Origin of the sequence: Thiomonas sp. FB-6 (assembly GCF_000377645.1) — a bacterium.
Lineage (GTDB): Bacteria > Pseudomonadota > Gammaproteobacteria > Burkholderiales > Burkholderiaceae_C > Thiomonas_A.
This window is the reverse complement of record NZ_KB898498.1, coordinates 28029-43047: the sequence shown is the minus strand read 5'-3', so window position 1 is coordinate 43047 and position 15019 is coordinate 28029. Positions and strand designations below refer to the sequence as shown.

Here is a 15019-nt window from a genome sequence, read left to right as displayed (position 1 = left end):
CACAACTGCGCCCACGGCACGATCTCGTCCATCGTCTGCAGGAACACGTCGCGCTTCGTCGGCTTACGGTATTGCTCAAATCCGGCGGCTTGATCGGCGGCCATGGCAAGGGTCTGTTGCTTCATCTACCTTCAACGCACGAGCCCCCTCGGCGGTGGACCTTCTTCAGCGTTGCCCTAACGTGCTCTCCGAGCGGATCCGGCGGCCAGGAGCGTCCGCGTGTTGTGTTTCGCATGCCTGGCTGCTCGCGCGCGTGGTCCTGATTCAAATCTGGATGATCGTGTCGCTGTAGCGAGCCACCGTGGCATCGTGCGTGATCAGCCGCATCGGCTCGTTCAGGGCCTGCGCGATCAGCATGCGGTCGAACGGGTCCTGATGGTGGGGCGGAAGTTCAGCGATGGCAGCGGCATGCTCGGGCTCGATGGCCAGCAGACGATACCCGGAATCGCCGAAGTAGCGCAGGGCATCGCGGCCCGACACGGGCATGTCGCCGCGGCCGAGCCCATGCTTGATCGTGATCTCCCAGATCGTCGCAGCGCTGATCCAGACGGACGAGCGCGGCGAATGGATCAGGTCGCGGGCGCGAGCTGCGAGCCGGGGACTGTCGGTGATGGCCCACAGCGCAACGTGGGTATCCAGCAGCAGGTTCATGGCGTCGTCGCCACGCCGAAGAGCCGAGCCACCTCGTCGTTGTGCGCGTCGATGTCTTCGGGGACTTCGAAACGGCCCTTGGCGATGCCGATGCGCGCGCCCGGATCCTGCTGGTCTACCGCGACGAGCTTCGCTGCGGGTCGCCCGTTGCGAGCGATCACGATTTCCCGTTCACGCCCTTGCTCGATGGCTTCGACCAGGCGCGACAACGAAGACTTGGCATCGAACATGTTGACGGTGTGCACGGTGCACTCCTGGATGCTGGCATGATGTGTCTATTCTAGCTTGGCTTAGCTAGATTGAAATCATCCTGTCGCCACGGGACCGGTGCGAGGCTCGGAGCCCTGGTCAGTGCCATTCACCGCGATCGTCCAGTGCCCGGATCCGCCCTGGTCGGCGAGCCACCCAATATCGAGGAAGACACGGCCTTACAGCGCAAATTGTGAGGCCTTGTTGCTTTTCCAGACCCGAAAACGGCCGAGTGTCCGTGAATTTGACAAGTAGACCATCGGCAGCCGGCTTTGCCAGGGCGGTGAATTGCTGCCAACATGTGCGCACACGTTCCAGTCTCTCGACATTTTTCCACGGACCATGCCTCCAGATCGCTGCGAATTCGACACCCTGCCGGCCCTGGCACGCACCTTCGCCGCGTGCATCCTGAGCCTGTCGATCCTCCTGCTCGCAGCCTGTGGGGGCGGCACGAGTTCCACGCCACCGACCGGCGGCACGGCGCCACCCCCCACGACTCCGCCGCCCACGACTCCGCCGCCCACGACTCCGCCGCCCACGACTCCGCCGCCCACATCAACCACGCTCGCCGCCAGCGTGTCCACGCTTGCGTTGAGCACCGCGGGTCTGACCGAATACGGCATCGCCGGCACTCCGGCCTCGGGCCTGTCGCGCAGCATCACCATCACCAACACCGGCGCAGTGACGGCCAGCGCACTCACGGTTGTCCCGGCTGCGGCGCTACCGAGCGGAACCGCGATGACCACCACCTGCGGGAGCCTGCTTGCCGCGGGCGCCAGTTGCACGGTGAGCTTCACGCCGGGGGCCACCGCCACGTCCGATGGAACCAACCCCTGCACCGCCGGCACGGCGCCGGTACCGGCCGCCGTCAGCGTGAGCGGCAGCAACACCAATACCGTCAGCACCGACGTCGTGGTGCTGGGCTACGGCTGCATCGACCAAGGCGGCTACGTCTACGCCTTCGACGACACCACGCCGGCCAGCGCCAGCGTCGGCGGCAAGGTGCTCACGACGAGCGACCAGTCGACGGGCATCCGCTGGGCCGCCAACGGCTCGAGCGGCGTGGCGAACGACGCCATCTACGGCATCACGGAGGTCTCGACGTCGTCGTCGCCCGACCCGACCGCCGGGCAGGTGGCCGGGCAGTCCGCCTGCAACGGTGCCACCGACGGGGCTTGCGACACGAACAACCTCTACCTCTACTACCAGAACGATGCGACCAACGCGCCGATCCCCCTCAGCCAGTATGCCGCGGGAGCGTGCAAGGCGACCATCGGCGGGTACTCGGACTGGTACTTGCCGGCCGTGTGCGAGATGGGCTACGGCAACCCGGCTTGTGGTAGTTCCGGGGCGCCTACGCTGCAGAACGCGCAGTCCGATCTGGTCGACGCGAGCGGCCTGAGCCTGAGCGGGTTTTACTGGAGTTCAACCGAATATTCGGCCAATCCGCAGGCCATCGCCTGGCTCCAGTACTTCGCCACGGGCGGCGGATCCGCGCAGTTTTCTGCGACCAAGAGCAACTTGCTCTCCGTACGCTGCTCGCGCGCCTTCTGAGCGCCCCCAGGGCCGGGCTGCGCCCAGCCCGCCCCCCGTGGGGGTCAAGAAAACTTGGGGCGGCCCGGCGTTTTCTTGAGAGGCTGCCATGAAGTCGCCTTCCGTCCTGCGCGCGGTGAAGCGAGGAAGCTTCGTGGCGGGCGCCGCGATATGCCCGAGGATCGCCTGATCACGCAGCGCTGGCATCACAGCCGGACGGCTTTCTGAACGACGCCGACGGGCTTGTCGGAGCCGGTCATGTGCAGATTTTGCACAGTGCTCTCACGCTCGAGTTTTTCGTCGGCCAACACGTTCCGAGCGTGGCGCCCCACGACGGTGGGGCGCGGCCGAACGACTCCGCCATCTGCTCCAACCGGAGCCAGACGGTCTCCCGTTCAAGCCGGACCTCGTCTTCCCCGGCAGGGGGCTGGTAGATCGCGATCACGGTCACGTGGCGGAGCTCCGGTAGGGCCTGGCCCCACGTGCGGCCACGTGGCGACCTTCAACGCGAGCAGGTTACGAGGGCGATGGAAGCCCTCGGGTTGTCGGCGTTACCGAGACGGGCGATCCGGGACGCGCGGCCATCGTCACGATCCAGTGCCCATTGTCGCCGTCCTTGGCGAGCCACCACCCGAAGCCTGCCCAGTGCCCTGGGGTCAGGAGGCCGCGGGGGCGCCCCACGGGTCGACCAAGACGACTCCGCAGCCCTCGAAGTCGGCGGTATTTCTGGTCGCGATCATGGCGTCGTTGGCGCGGGCGATTGCGCAGATCTGGCAGTCGAACTGACTGATGGGCCGACCCGCGGCGCGGCGCTCGGCGGCGATGGAGGCGTAGGCGCGAGCAGCAGCGCGGTCGAAGGGCAGGATGCGGTCTCGAAAGTCGTCGCCGAGCATGCCTTCGATCGCGTTCGAAAGCTCGGCCCGGCGTTTGCCGGCCGGCATGATCGCCACGCCGTGTCGCAGTTCGGCTTCGCCGATCGCCGTGAAGTAGACCTGCGTGCCGTCCTGTGCCGACAGCCACGCCTGTACCTGCCAGGCGGGCGATGGACGCAGCAGCTCGGACAGGACGTTGGTATCGAGGATGATCATGCCTCGCTGTCTCGGCCGAAGTTCGGCGGCTCGCGCATTGGCTCGCGAACTGGCAGTTGAAGGTCCGCGCGGGCCGCCGGAGTCAGACGCGATCGAATCGCCGCGGCGAGGTCGCGCGGTGGCGTGCTTTCGTTCATGACTCGGCGCAGGATCTCGCGTGCCTCCTCTTCCATGGATCGCCCGTGCATGGCTGCGCGAACCCTCAACCTGCGCTTGATGTCATCGTCCAGATTTCGGATCGTGATGCTGGCCATGGCGCACTCCCGGGTCGTGCCCTGTCGTGGAAAACGATAGCATTGTAATCAACGACAGCAACGCCATCGATGGCCCCGCCGCGCCGATGGGTGGAGAAAGGCGGGGCCGAGCGACAGGACGCCGGCTACGCGACCGTCGTGACCCTATCCCGGACGATCTCGGGATTGACCGTCAGGTAGCCGTGGATGAGTCGGTTGCGCATGCCGGCGATGCCGCATCCCGATCAGGCCTCGCTGGTGTCACAGCGGTCACCGCGGAACGGCTTGCTGAGCGATGTGCTCGCGCGTGCCCGCAGGGAAGTGTCCCGTTGTCAGAACGTTCACGCCGGTTCAGTGCGACCGAGCCAGCACGGAACGCACCTCGCGCAGCAGGCGCTGGGCGCCCACCGCGTCGGCCTGGTCGTAGATCCTGCGCACGCGCCCCTGCGGGTCGACGATCATCAGCACGTCCTCGTGGGTGATGTCGTAGTCGACGTCGGCGCGCTGCGCCAGCGGGTTGGCCACGATGGGCTGGGGATCGGCGCCGGCCACCGCCAGCGCGGGCGTGGCCGTGGGTGCGGGCGCGGCGCTGCCGGAGCCGGAGTCCTGCACTTTCTGATAGTCCACGTGGTAGCCGCCGGTGACGATCCGGCGGATCTGCGTGGGCCGGCCGGTCAGGTACTGCCAGCGGGGGCTGGCGGGGTTCCAGCCGTACTCGCGCAGGAAGGCCCGCATCTGGCGCGGCCCGGTGTCGCCGGGGTCGACGTCGAAGGCCACCACGTCGACCCGCCGCGCCAGCGGCGTGGCGGCCAACAGGTTCTCGAAGCCCACCAGGTGCGCGGCGATCACCGGGCAGAAGGTATTGCAGTAGGGAAACAGGAAGGTCACCACCTGCACCTTGCCGCGCAAATCGGCCGACGACAACTGAACGCCGTTCTGGTTGATGAGTCCGCGAAAACTTGGCGCGTCGAACAGCACCGGTGGCGCCGTGACGCCTGGCCTGGCCTGCTGCCCGAGCAGCCAGCCCACCAGGCCGGCGGCGGCCAGGGCCAGCGCGGCCAGCGCGGCGTAGGGCACCATCCGCGCGCGTGCGCCGCGGTGCCGGGCTTGCAGTCGATTCATGCCGGGTCCTGAAAAAGTTGCGGGCGGCACGAGCCGCCTGCGTGCATCGTAGGGGCAGGGCCTCCGCGCAGTTGTGTCCGGACGCGTCCCGGAAATCAGTCGCCACGCAGCCGGTCCGCGCTGCGCGCCAGCGGGAGGCGCCAGCCCCGGCGCAAGGCCAGGAAGCGCAGCGCGGCGCAACTGAACGCGCCCAGCCAGGGCGTCCAGTCGGGAGCCCACCCGGCCCACTGACCGGCCACCTGCACGCCGGCGCCCAGCAGCGCGGCCAGGGCGTAGATCTCGCGCTGCAGGATCGCCGGCACCCGGTTGAGCAGCACGTCGCGCATCACGCCTCCGCCCACCGCGGTGGCCACGCCCAGCAGCAGCGCGAGTTCCACGTCGTGGGTGCGCAGCAGCGCCGCGTGGGCGCCGGTGACGGCGAAGAATCCCAGTCCGACGGCGTCGAACACCAGCACCGGATGGCGCAGGCGCCGGATCGGGCCCTGCGACCACAGCGCCATGGCGCAGGCCAGCAGGGCCACCGCCAGGTACCGCCAGGCCACCAGGGCGGCGGGCGGCGTCACCCCCAGGCACAGGTCGCGCAGGATGCCGCCGCCGCAGGCCGTGACGAAGGCCACGACCCCCACGCCGAACAGGTCCAGCCTGCGCTCGATGGAGGCGGTGGCGCCGCTGAGCGCGAAGGCGAATGTGCCGAGCAGGTCGGCCAGCACGAACCAGGCGTGGGACATGGCGGGGTGCGCAGGGAGGGTGGGCTGCCGCGGCGCGCCGCGGCAGCGTCAGTCCAGTTCGAGGTAGGACAGCGGAAGCGCCGTGGTCGACTTGATCTGTTCCATCGCGAAGCTCGAGCTCACGTCCAGGAAGTTCATGCGCTCGATGATCTTGCGGTAGATGCCGTCGTAGGCCTTGATGTCCGGCACCTTGATCTTCAGCAGGTAGTCGACCTCGCCGCTCATGCGGTAGATCTCGACGATTTCCTCGATGTCCTGCAGCGCGCTGGAGAAGGCCTTGACCCAGGCCGAGGAGTGATCGCTGGTGCGGATGGACACGAACACCGTGACCCCCGCGTTGAGCTTGGCGTCGTCGAGGATGGCCACCTTCCTGCGCACCACGCCGGCTTCCTGCAGGCGCTGCAGGCGCCGCCAGCAGGCGGCCGGGGAGATGCCGATGGCCTCGGCGATCCGGGCCATGGGCAGGTCGGCATCGCGCTGGAGATGGCGCAGGATCTCGCGGTCGAACTTGTCCATCGGCGGCTTCCCGGTCGGGGCCCTCAGCGGCCTTCCATCAGGCGCCCGAGAAACTTGCGGGTGCGCGCTTCGCGGGGAGCCGCTAACAATTCCTTCGACGGCCCCTGCTCGACGATGGAGCCGCCGTCCATGAACACGGTGCGGTCGGCCACCTCGCGCGCGAAGTTCATCTCGTGGGTGACCACCACCATGGTGCGGTGCTCCCCGGCCAGCGCGCGCATCACCGCGAGCACTTCGCCGACGAGTTCCGGATCGAGCGCCGAGGTCGGCTCGTCGAACAGGATCACGTCGGGGTTCATGGCCAGCGCGCGCGCGATGGCCACGCGCTGCTGCTGTCCCCCGCTGAGCGCCGAGGGGTACTGGTCGCGCTTGTTCTCCAGCCCCACCTTGGCGAGCATCGCGCGGGCGCTTTCCAGCGCGGCTTGCGCGGGCTGCCCTTTCACGTGGATCAGGCCCTCGGCCACGTTCTGCAGGGCCGTGCGGTGCGGGAACAGGTTGAAGTTCTGGAACACGAAGCCCACGTGCTGGCGCAACTCGCGCACCGCGGCCTTCTGGCGCCTGAGCGGCAGCGCCGCGTCGATCACCACCTGGTTCACGCGGATGGAGCCCGCGGTGGGCTCGTCCAGGCAGTTCAGGCAGCGCAGCAGCGAAGTCTTGCCCGAGCCGCTGGGGCCGATGATGGCCACCACCTCGCCCTTGCGTACGCCGAGGTCGATCCCGTGCAGGATCTCCGTCTCGCCGAAGGCCTTGCGCAGGCCCTTGATCTCGATCATCGTGTCGTGCATGGGATTTCCGCGACGCGCTACCCGCGCCGCACGTAGGCGGAGAACTTGTTCTCCAGACCCGTCTGGCCCCGGGCCAGGATGCTCGACAGCACCCAGTAGATGGCGGCTGCGGCCAGGTACATGGTGAACACCTGGAAGGTGCGCGCGGTGATGAACTGGGCCTGCCGGAACAGCTCGGGAACCTGGATGGTCGCCGCCAGCGAGGTGTCCTTGACCAGGCTGATGAAGCTGTTGCCCAGCGGCGCCAGCGCCACCCGCGCGGCCTGCGGCAGGATCACCCGGCGCAGGGTCAGCGGCTGCGACATGCCGATGGACTGCGCGGCTTCCCACTGCCCGTGGTCGACCGAGAGGATGGCCGAGCGGATGATCTCCGAGGTGTAGCCGCCGATGTTCAGGCTGAAGCCCAGGAAGGCCGAGGGAATGGGGTCGAGGCGCAGGCCCAGTTGTCCCAGTCCGTAGTAGATCAGGAACAGCTGCACCAGCAGCGGCGTGCCGCGGATGAAGGAGACGAAAAACGACGCCAGCTGGCTCAGCCCCGGCACGGGGTACAGCCGCGCCAGGGCCACGGCCAGCCCGATCAGCAGCCCGATGGCCATGCTCCCCACGCTGAGCACGATGGTGTAGCCGGCCCCCTGCGCCAGCAGGGGGAGCGACTCCCAGACCAGTTGCAGACCGCTGTTCATGGTTCAGCGCGAGATGTCCATGCCGAACCACTGGGTGGAGATCGCCGCGAGCTTGCCGTCCTTGCGCAGGGCCTCCAGCGCGGCGTCGACGTGGGCCTGCAGCTGGGGGTGGCCCTGGCGCATGGCGATGCCCGAGTACTGCTTGGAGAAGGGCTGCCCCGCGGCCACCACGCGTCCGTCGGTGTGCTTGAGCAGGTAGGCCGATTCCAGGCGGTCGTTGATGATCGCGTCCACACGGCCGATCTCCAGGTCCTGCAGCGCGGTGTTGAGGCCCGAGTAGGTCTGGATGCGCACCTTGGGCGCGTTCTTCTTCAGCCAGGCTTCGTAGTCGGAGCCCAGGCCCACGCCCACGGCGCGGCCGTCCAGGCTGGCGATGGTGGCGTACTTGTTCTGGTCGCCCTTGCGCACCAGGATCTGCGCGCCCGACACCGTGTAGGGCTTGCTGAACAGGTATTTCTTCTCGCGCTCCGGGGTGATGGTGACCTGGTTGATCACCACGTCGAAGCGGGCCGCATCCAGGCCGGCGAGCATGCCCGACCAGGGCGTGGGCACGAACTTGGCGCCCAGGCCCATCTGCGCGGCCAGGGCCTTGGCGAACTCGACCTCGAAGCCGGTCAGCTGACCGTGCTTGTCCACGTAGTTGAACGGGGGGTAGGTGCCTTCCAGACCGACGAGCAGTTCCTTGCGGGCCTGGATGCGCTTCCAAAGCCCGGCGGGATCGGCGTGGGCGGGCAGGCCGACAAGCCCGAGGGCGCCGAGGGCGGCGGCGCCCAGCAGCGTGCGGCGGCCGGCCATCGGCGGTTCCGCGGCAGGGGTGGCGAGGGGGTTCTTGTGGGTAGCTTTCATGCTGGGTCTCCGTGGTTTGAACATGCTCGATTCAGCGGTTCCCGGTCAACCGGGAAAATCCGTCCGCGAGGTCCTGCTTCAAATCCTCGACATCCTCCAGGCCGATATACAGGCGCAGCGTGGGGCCGGTATGCGACCAGGGGCTGGCGGTGCGCACGAGATCGTGATCAATGGGGGTGATCAGGCTTTCGAATCCGCCCCAGGAATATCCCATGCCGAACAGGGATAATCCGTCGAGCATGCGTGCGAGATCCTGCTGGGAAAACGGCTCCAGGACGACAGAGAACAGGCCGCTGGCGCCATGATAGTCGCGTTTCCAGTAGCCATGCCCGGGGCTTTGTTCGAAGGCCGGGTGCAGCACGCTGCACACCTCGGGGCGGGCTCGCAGCCACTGCGCCAGCTCCAGCGCGCGCCTGCCGGACTCCCGGATGCGCAAATCCAGGGTGCGGAATCCGCGCAGCGCCAGGAATACATCCTCGGGGCCGGCTATGCACCCCAGCATATTGTGGGTCTTTTGCAGCATGGGCCAATAGGCGGCATTGGCGCTGGCCACGCCCAGCAAGAGATCCGAAGCCCCTCCGAGATATTTGGTTCCGGCTTCGATGGATATGTCCACGCCGGCGCCGTGGGCGTCGAATAGAAGCGGCGTCGACCAGGTATTGTCCATGAGTACGCAGGCGCCATGCTCGTGCGCCACGGATGCGAGGCCCGGAACATCCTGGATTTCCATGGTCAGCGAACCCGGGGACTCCAGATAGACGGCCGCCGTGTTGTTGCGGAAATAATCCCCGAAGGTCTCGCCCGGATCGGGCGGGAAGTAGCTGACCTCGACACCGAAGCGCTCCAGCAGGCCGTCGCAGAGCTCGCGCACGGGGCCGTACACAGTGTCGGCCACCAGCAGGTGGTCCCCCGCCCTGGCCACGCTGAGCAGCGCGGTGGTGATCGCCGCCAGCCCCGAGCCGCACAGGATGGTGCCCGCGGCGCCCGCCAGCTCGGACCAGGCTTGTTCCAGCGCTCGCAGGCTCGGATTGCCTTTGCGGCCGTAGGTGAATTCCGCGCGCCCGTGCACGAGGTCGTCCATGCTCTCGAACAGGACCGTGGAGCCGCGGTAGATCGGCGGGTTGACGAAGCCGTGGAAGGCCTTGCTGCGCGCGGCGTGGGTCAGGAAGGTCTGGGTCGCGCCCCGACGCGCCCGCGGCGCCGGCGCGTCGGGCGGCAAGGGAAGCTGCAGCTTGGGGGCGTTGAGCATGGCAGGACTCGCGAGTTGTGGGATCTGCAGGAATTCTGCTTGGCGAGTCGCTGAGTTTTTTGTCGATTTTCGTCCTGCTTAGGGCCGAGATCGAAAAAAATTCGCGGCGAAGGCGATGAAATGGAAAAGTTCAAGCACACCTGTCGCCGCGGCGCAGCATGCGTGAGGCGGACGCGGGCCCCTGCGGGCAAAGGAAAGGTGGTACGATCCTACGCATAGATTCGCACAAGACCGTTCTTCCAAGGTCTCGTCTGCAGCCCCGCCGGCCTTCCCAGGGCCATGTTTCGCGAGCGGCTAGCTTCAGCCCCACACCCCGCTGATAGTTCTTGAGTGTTTCTGTCTCCCCGCGCCTTCGACGCGTGAGGAGTTGGTATGTCCATCTTTCAATTCCAAGGAAACAGCATGACTATTCAGACCGGCATCGTGAAGTGGTTCAACGACGGCAAGGGCTTCGGCTTCATCGCTCCCAGCGACGGCGGCAAGGACCTGTTCGCGCACCACAGCGAAATCCGCAACGACGGCGGCTTCCGCACACTGGCCGAAGGCGCCAACGTGCAGTTCGAGGTCAAGAGCGGCCCCAAGGGCCCGCAAGCCACGAACATCCGCACCATCTGAGCGCGGACGTCCCGGCCCCGCCGTTCGCGGCGGGCCGGCGAAAAAAAGCCTCGCGGCGACGCGAGGCTTTTTTTTCGCCCGGATGCGCGTGCGCCGCGCCCCGGTCTCAGGGGTGGCGGTCCGCGAACACGGCTGCGCGGTAGATTTCCGCGCGCGCCTGCAGCGCCAGCTGGATCGCGTGCCCGCGATGTCTGCCGAAACCGTCGTCGCCATTGCGCGCGGCGCGCAGCTGGGCGATCTGCGCGTCGACGGCGTGCATCGCGGCGATGAGATGAGGGTGTCCGTCCAGCGGCGAGCGCGCGGGCACGACCACCGCTGCCGGGCGCTGCGCGGGCGGTGCCTGCACGCAGCCGCCCAGGCCGGCCGCCCCGGCCAGCAGCAGCCAGGGCGCCGCGCGGCGCCGCCAGGTCCGGGCGCGCTCAATCACGGTGGTGGTCCGCGAAGCGCGCGGACTCGTGGATTTCCCGGCGCGCCTGCTCCAGCAGGCGCAGCGCGCGGTCGCGGTGTCCGCCAAAGGCGGCCGGGCCGTTGCTGGCGGCGCGCAGTTGCATCATCGCCTGATAGGCCTCGCGGTCGGCGGCCACCAGACGGGGGTGGTCGTCGAAATCCGCGTAGGCCACGCCGGCGGTCAGGCTCAGACCCAGCAGCGCGCCGGCGGCGGCGGCGCGGCGCAGGCCGCGCGGGGAAAGACTCGGGAGCTTGTTCATCATGGTTTCGTGGCTGGATGATGGAACGGGAAAGGGAAGGCCGGGTTCAGGCGCTCAACGGTCGTCGTCGCCGCGGTGATGCCAGCCGCCGTGGTAGCCGTAGTAGCCGGGCCCGGGCACGAGCACGTAGCAGCCGCCGAGGCTGAGCAGCAGCGCGACGGCGAGCAGCGTGCCCAGCACGCGCCGCGCGGGCAGTTGGGTTTTCATCGCACCACCTGCCGGCAGGGCAAGGCGGGGGCGGGAAGGATTCGTCGGTTCATGGAAGGACTCCGCAACGTGAGCGATCGGAACAATCTGCATGCATTGCGGGCCATAACGCGATGCGCGAGCGCATCCGCGACAGCCGATGGCGAGGAAATGCAAAAACTTGTTACGAGGCTGCATCCGCCTTGCGCCCGCGCCGGCGAGGCTCCGGCGCCTGCTCGCCCCGGCGCAAGCGGTACGCGAACTGCGCCCGCGTGAGCCCGAGGTCGCGCGCCGCCGCCGCGACGTTGCCCCCATGCGCCTGCAGGGTCTCCCGCAGCAGGCGCTGTTCGATGCGGTGCAGGGAGCCGGGCCCGCCTTCCAGCGCGTCCGCCACGGCCTCCCGCAGGCTGCGGCCCGGCGCGGATTCGGGCTGCAGGTTGCCGTCGCTGCCCACGGACAACAGCAAGTCGTCGGGCAGCTGTTCGCGACGAAACATGTGGGGCAGGTCGATGGCCTCTCCGTCGTCGCAGGAAATCACGCCACGCTCGATCAGGTTCTGCAGCTCGCGGATGTTGCCTGGAAAGGCGTAGTGCATCATCGCGCGCATCGCCCGCTGGCTGAAGCCCTTGGGCGTGCGTGCGTGCCGGCGCGACTCGACCTGCAGGAAGTGGTCCATCAGCAGCGGTACGTCGTCGCGCCGATCACGCAGCGGCGGCAGGTGGATGGGGTAGACGTTGAGCCGGTAGTACAGGTCCTCGCGGAACCGCCCGGCACGCACTTCCTGCTGCAAGTCCACATTCGTCGCGGCGACCACGCGCACGTCCACGCGCAGCGTGCGCGTGCCCCCCACGCGCTCGACCTCCCCCTCCTGCAAGGCGCGCAGCAGCTTGCCCTGGCTGGTCAGGCTCAGCGTGGCGATCTCGTCGAGGAACAGGGTGCCGCGATCGGCGCGCTCGAATCGCCCGGGGCGAGAACGCGTGGCGCCGGTGAAGGCGCCGCGTTCCACGCCGAACAATTCGGACTCCAGCAGGGTCTCCGGGATCGCCGCGCAGTTCACGGCCACGAAGGGCGCCTGGGCACGCGGCCCCGTGGCGTGGAGCTGGCGTGCGAAAGCCTCCTTGCCCACGCCGGACTCCCCGGTGAACAGCACCGTGGCCTGGGTGCGCGCCACCCGGGCAAGCTGGTGGCAGGCGGAATGAAAGGCCGACGACGCTCCCACCAGGCCCGTGGGCGCCTGCGTCGCGGCGGTCGCGCCCTCCTGGGTGCTCGCCGCGTGCGGGGCCGGCGCGCGGGCGCGCGGGGCCGGACTGTGAAAGCCCTGGGCGTGCAGATGATGCAGGTCCTCGCGCACGTCGCCCCAGGCCGCGGCGTGGCGGCCCACCACGCGGCAGGCCGGCGCGCCCGCGGCCCGGCACTCGACTTCGCGAAACACCACCAATTGGCCGAACAAGGTGGTCACGTAGCCGATGGCGTATCCGATCTGGTTCCAGCAGGCGCATTCGGTGCCCACGCCGTAGGCGGCCAGATGTTCGTCGGCTTCCACCGAATGGTCCCAGCGGAATTCGCCCTCGTAGGTTCCGCGCAGCTTGTCGAATGCCACGGCCAGGGGGGTGACCTTGACCACGCCTTCCAGCGCGTGCAGGCGGGTTCCAGCCAGGAACACCGACAGCAGGTCGCCGTCGGGCCAGCGCCCTCGCACCAATTGCGCGTCGCGCGTGCCGGACAGGTAGCCGGCACGGGTGAGCAGGCCGCGCGCCTTGTCCGCGCCGAGGGTGTCGATGAGTTCGCGGCGCAGATGTCCGAAGGCTGCCCCGTGCAGCAGCACCATGCGCTGGTCCTGCAGCCAGATGCGCCCGTCGCCGGGGGAGAAGAACAGCGACTCCGTCAGGTCGCCCAGCGTGGGCGGGTGCGCGGGATCGTCGTGCGCGGTGTCGCCGCGGCGCAGCAGGCCGCCGCTGGAACGCGAGACCTCGGCCAGGGAAATCCTCGGGGAGCGTGGCATCGGCAGTTGCTCAAGACATGAGAGTCTTCAGGTGGTTCGGCGAATTGTTGATCAATTGGTGAATTCGCCGGCTGCGCGTAAACCCGGTGCTGCGGCGCGGCGCATCGGCCGCGTCGGCGGCGCAGGTCCCGCGACCACGAAGCGGCAGGGCATCTTGCGCAGTGCAGCATGGGCTTGCCTGGCATGGTGCTTGCGCAAGGCAGGGGAACGGCGCGGGGTTCGCGCCGCAACCGGGAGCATCGATGAGCGATACCACCTTCCTTCAGCATTCCCTGTGGAGCGAGCGCCTGTTCAGCGGCGGTTGGCGCGCCGCCTCGGCCAGCGCGGCCGTCATCGAGCCGGCCACCGGCGCGGAACTCGGCCGCGTGGGGCTCGCGCTTGCGCAGGACGTGAGCGGCGCGGCGAGCCTCGCGCGCCAGGCACAGCCCGCATGGTGGGCCATGGCGCCGCGCGAACGCTCCGCCGTGTTCCTGCGCGCGGCGGATCTGCTGCAACTGCACTTCGACGAACTAGCCCGCTACGTGACCCGGGAGACCGGAGGCATCCTGCCCAAGGGGCAGCACGAGCTGCGGGAGGCCATCGCCTTCTGCCGCATCGCCGCGAGCCTGCCGCTGCAGGCGCAAGGCCAGGTGCTTCCCAGCGTGCCCGGCCGCTTGAGCCTGGCGCAGCGCGTGCCCCTGGGGGTGGTCGGGGTCATCTCCCCCTTCAACTTTCCGCTGATTCTGGCCCTGCGCGTGGTCGCGCCGGCCTTGGCCATGGGCAACGCGGTGATCGTCAAGCCCGACCCCCGCACTCCCGTCAGCGGCGGCTTCCTGCTGGCGCGCCTGTTCGAACTCGCCGGCCTGCCCGAAGGCGTGTTGCACGTGCTTCCCGGCGGCGCCGAGGTCGGCGAGGCGCTGGTCGTCGATCCGGCCGTGGCGCTGATTTCCTTCACCGGCTCGGCGGCCGTGGGGCGGCGTATCGGCGAGCTGGGCGGGAGGCACCTGAAAAAGCTCTCCCTCGAACTGGGCGGCACCAACTCGCTGATCGTGCTGGACGATGCCGACCCGGACGTGGCGGCCAGCAACATCGCCTGGGGAGCCTGGTTGCACCAGGGGCAGATCTGCATGGCCTCCAATCGGGTGCTGGTGCACGCCTCGCTGCTCGACGCGGTGGCGCAGCGCCTGGTGGCCAAGGCGCGGCAGTTGCCGTTGGGCGACGGCGCTTCCGGCCAGGTGGCCTTGGGCCCGCTGATCGACGCACGCCAGCGCGATCGCGTGCATGCGAGCGTGCAGGCCAGCGTGGCCGCGGGGGCGAGCCTGCTCGCCGGTGGCGCCTACGAAGGGCTGTTCTACCAGCCCACGGTGCTCAGCGGAGTGGGCCCGGGCATGCCCGGCTACGACGAGGAGACCTTCGGCCCGGTGGTCAACCTGATTGCCTTCGACAGCGACGAGCAGGCCGTGCGTATCGCCAACGACAGCCGCGGCGGACTCGCCGCCGCCGTGATCTCGCCGTCGCTCGGGCGCGCCATGGGCCTGGCCCGGCAACTCGATGCCGGCATGGTGCACGTGAACGACCAGACCGTGAACGACGACGCCGTCAATCCCTTCGGCGGCCCCGGCGTGGCCGGCAACGGCGCCAGCCACGGCGGCCCCGCGGACTGGGAGGTGTTCAGCACCTGGAAGTGGTTCACGGTGAAGGAGTCGGCGTCGCCGTACCCCTTCTGAGCGCCCCCAGGGCCGGGCTGCGCCCAGCCCGCCCCCCGTGGGGGTCAAGAAAACTTGGGGCGGCCCGGCGTTTTCTTGAGAGCATTCCGACCCTACGAACGTTTGGACAACCCAGGAGAT

19 protein-coding genes and 1 pseudogene are annotated in these 15019 nt (G+C 68.7%); 3 read left to right on the top strand and 17 right to left on the bottom strand.

Going from position 1 to position 15019, the window contains the following annotated elements; genetic code table 11:
- From D466_RS24090 to D466_RS0115765, 3 genes and pseudogenes are all read right to left on the bottom strand, one after another.
- Positions 1-125: pseudogene (locus tag D466_RS24090) on the bottom strand (IS5/IS1182 family transposase); the annotation flags it as partial.
- A 139-nt stretch (positions 126-264) separates the two neighbouring features.
- Positions 265-651 (bottom strand): type II toxin-antitoxin system VapC family toxin, encoded by a 387-nt coding sequence (locus D466_RS0115770; protein WP_018914675.1) that lies wholly within the window; start codon positions 649-651, stop codon positions 265-267.
- The gene (locus tag D466_RS0115765) at positions 648-896 is read right to left on the bottom strand and encodes a type II toxin-antitoxin system Phd/YefM family antitoxin (RefSeq protein WP_018914674.1); all 249 of its coding nucleotides are present in this window, start codon (positions 894-896) and stop codon (positions 648-650) included. Before D466_RS0115765 ends, D466_RS0115770 begins: the two co-directional genes overlap by 4 nt.
- Positions 897-1242: 346 nt before the next feature.
- Here D466_RS0115765 and D466_RS22030 point away from each other — a divergent pair, with 346 nt between their 5' ends.
- Positions 1243-2454 carry a DUF1566 domain-containing protein gene (locus D466_RS22030; RefSeq protein WP_081629988.1) on the top strand — a complete coding sequence of 404 codons (1212 nt, stop codon included), beginning with the start codon at positions 1243-1245 and terminating at the stop codon, positions 2452-2454.
- Positions 2455-3089: 635 nt separating this feature from the next.
- Here D466_RS22030 and D466_RS0115755 read toward each other — a convergent pair.
- From D466_RS0115755 to metC, 10 genes are all read right to left on the bottom strand, one after another.
- Positions 3090-3521 carry a type II toxin-antitoxin system VapC family toxin gene (locus tag D466_RS0115755; RefSeq protein ID WP_018914672.1) on the bottom strand — a complete coding sequence of 144 codons (432 nt, stop codon included), beginning with the start codon at positions 3519-3521 and terminating at the stop codon, positions 3090-3092.
- Positions 3518-3775 carry a plasmid stabilization protein gene (locus D466_RS23480; protein ID WP_081629987.1) on the bottom strand — a complete coding sequence of 86 codons (258 nt, stop codon included), beginning with the start codon at positions 3773-3775 and terminating at the stop codon, positions 3518-3520. Before D466_RS23480 ends, D466_RS0115755 begins: the two co-directional genes overlap by 4 nt.
- A gap of 125 nt (positions 3776-3900) precedes the next feature.
- Positions 3901-3978, bottom strand: a complete 78-nt coding sequence (locus D466_RS25160; RefSeq protein WP_081629989.1) for a HepT-like ribonuclease domain-containing protein — start codon at positions 3976-3978, stop codon at positions 3901-3903.
- A gap of 127 nt (positions 3979-4105) precedes the next feature.
- The gene (locus tag D466_RS0115750) at positions 4106-4876 is read right to left on the bottom strand and encodes an SCO family protein (protein ID WP_081629986.1); all 771 of its coding nucleotides are present in this window, start codon (positions 4874-4876) and stop codon (positions 4106-4108) included.
- 95 nt (positions 4877-4971) lie between these two features.
- On the bottom strand, positions 4972-5604 hold the full coding sequence (locus D466_RS0115745; RefSeq protein WP_018914670.1) for a trimeric intracellular cation channel family protein: 633 nt from the start codon (positions 5602-5604) through the stop codon (positions 4972-4974).
- Positions 5605-5652: 48 nt separating this feature from the next.
- Positions 5653-6120, bottom strand: a complete 468-nt coding sequence (locus D466_RS0115740) for an Lrp/AsnC family transcriptional regulator (protein WP_018914669.1) — start codon at positions 6118-6120, stop codon at positions 5653-5655.
- A gap of 23 nt (positions 6121-6143) precedes the next feature.
- Positions 6144-6893 carry an amino acid ABC transporter ATP-binding protein gene (locus D466_RS0115735; protein ID WP_026285351.1) on the bottom strand — a complete coding sequence of 250 codons (750 nt, stop codon included), beginning with the start codon at positions 6891-6893 and terminating at the stop codon, positions 6144-6146.
- Between the two features lie 29 nt (positions 6894-6922).
- Complete coding sequence (gene tcyL / locus D466_RS0115730; RefSeq protein ID WP_018914667.1) at positions 6923-7588, bottom strand: cystine ABC transporter permease; 666 nt, start codon at positions 7586-7588, stop codon at positions 6923-6925.
- Between the two features lie 3 nt (positions 7589-7591).
- A complete protein-coding gene (gene tcyJ, locus D466_RS0115725) occupies positions 7592-8434 on the bottom strand; it encodes a cystine ABC transporter substrate-binding protein (protein WP_156004356.1) in 843 nt (280 codons plus the stop codon).
- A gap of 31 nt (positions 8435-8465) precedes the next feature.
- Positions 8466-9683, bottom strand: a complete 1218-nt coding sequence (gene metC / locus D466_RS0115720; RefSeq protein ID WP_018914665.1) for a cystathionine beta-lyase — start codon at positions 9681-9683, stop codon at positions 8466-8468.
- 408 nt (positions 9684-10091) lie between these two features.
- Between metC and D466_RS0115715 the strand changes: the two genes are divergently transcribed.
- Positions 10092-10298 carry a cold-shock protein gene (locus D466_RS0115715; RefSeq protein ID WP_026285350.1) on the top strand — a complete coding sequence of 69 codons (207 nt, stop codon included), beginning with the start codon at positions 10092-10094 and terminating at the stop codon, positions 10296-10298.
- Positions 10299-10404: 106 nt separating this feature from the next.
- Here D466_RS0115715 and D466_RS0115710 read toward each other — a convergent pair whose 3' ends face one another.
- The 4 genes from D466_RS0115710 to D466_RS0115695 all read right to left on the bottom strand — a co-directional run bounded on the left by D466_RS0115710 (position 10405) and on the right by D466_RS0115695 (position 13193).
- Positions 10405-10725 carry a hypothetical protein gene (locus D466_RS0115710; protein WP_018914663.1) on the bottom strand — a complete coding sequence of 107 codons (321 nt, stop codon included), beginning with the start codon at positions 10723-10725 and terminating at the stop codon, positions 10405-10407.
- Complete coding sequence (locus D466_RS0115705) at positions 10718-11008, bottom strand: hypothetical protein (protein ID WP_026285349.1); 291 nt, start codon at positions 11006-11008, stop codon at positions 10718-10720. The genes D466_RS0115710 and D466_RS0115705 overlap by 8 nt, the downstream gene beginning before the upstream one ends.
- 51 nt (positions 11009-11059) lie before the next feature.
- Positions 11060-11212, bottom strand: a complete 153-nt coding sequence (locus tag D466_RS24510) for a hypothetical protein (protein WP_018914661.1) — start codon at positions 11210-11212, stop codon at positions 11060-11062.
- 163 nt (positions 11213-11375) lie between these two features.
- On the bottom strand, positions 11376-13193 hold the full coding sequence (locus D466_RS0115695; protein ID WP_018914660.1) for a sigma-54-dependent Fis family transcriptional regulator: 1818 nt from the start codon (positions 13191-13193) through the stop codon (positions 11376-11378).
- A 242-nt stretch (positions 13194-13435) separates the two neighbouring features.
- On the opposite strand from D466_RS0115695, the gene D466_RS0115690 reads away from it, so the two are divergent.
- A complete protein-coding gene (locus tag D466_RS0115690) occupies positions 13436-14899 on the top strand; it encodes a benzaldehyde dehydrogenase (protein ID WP_018914659.1) in 1464 nt (487 codons plus the stop codon).
- Positions 14900-15019 lie beyond the last annotated feature (120 nt).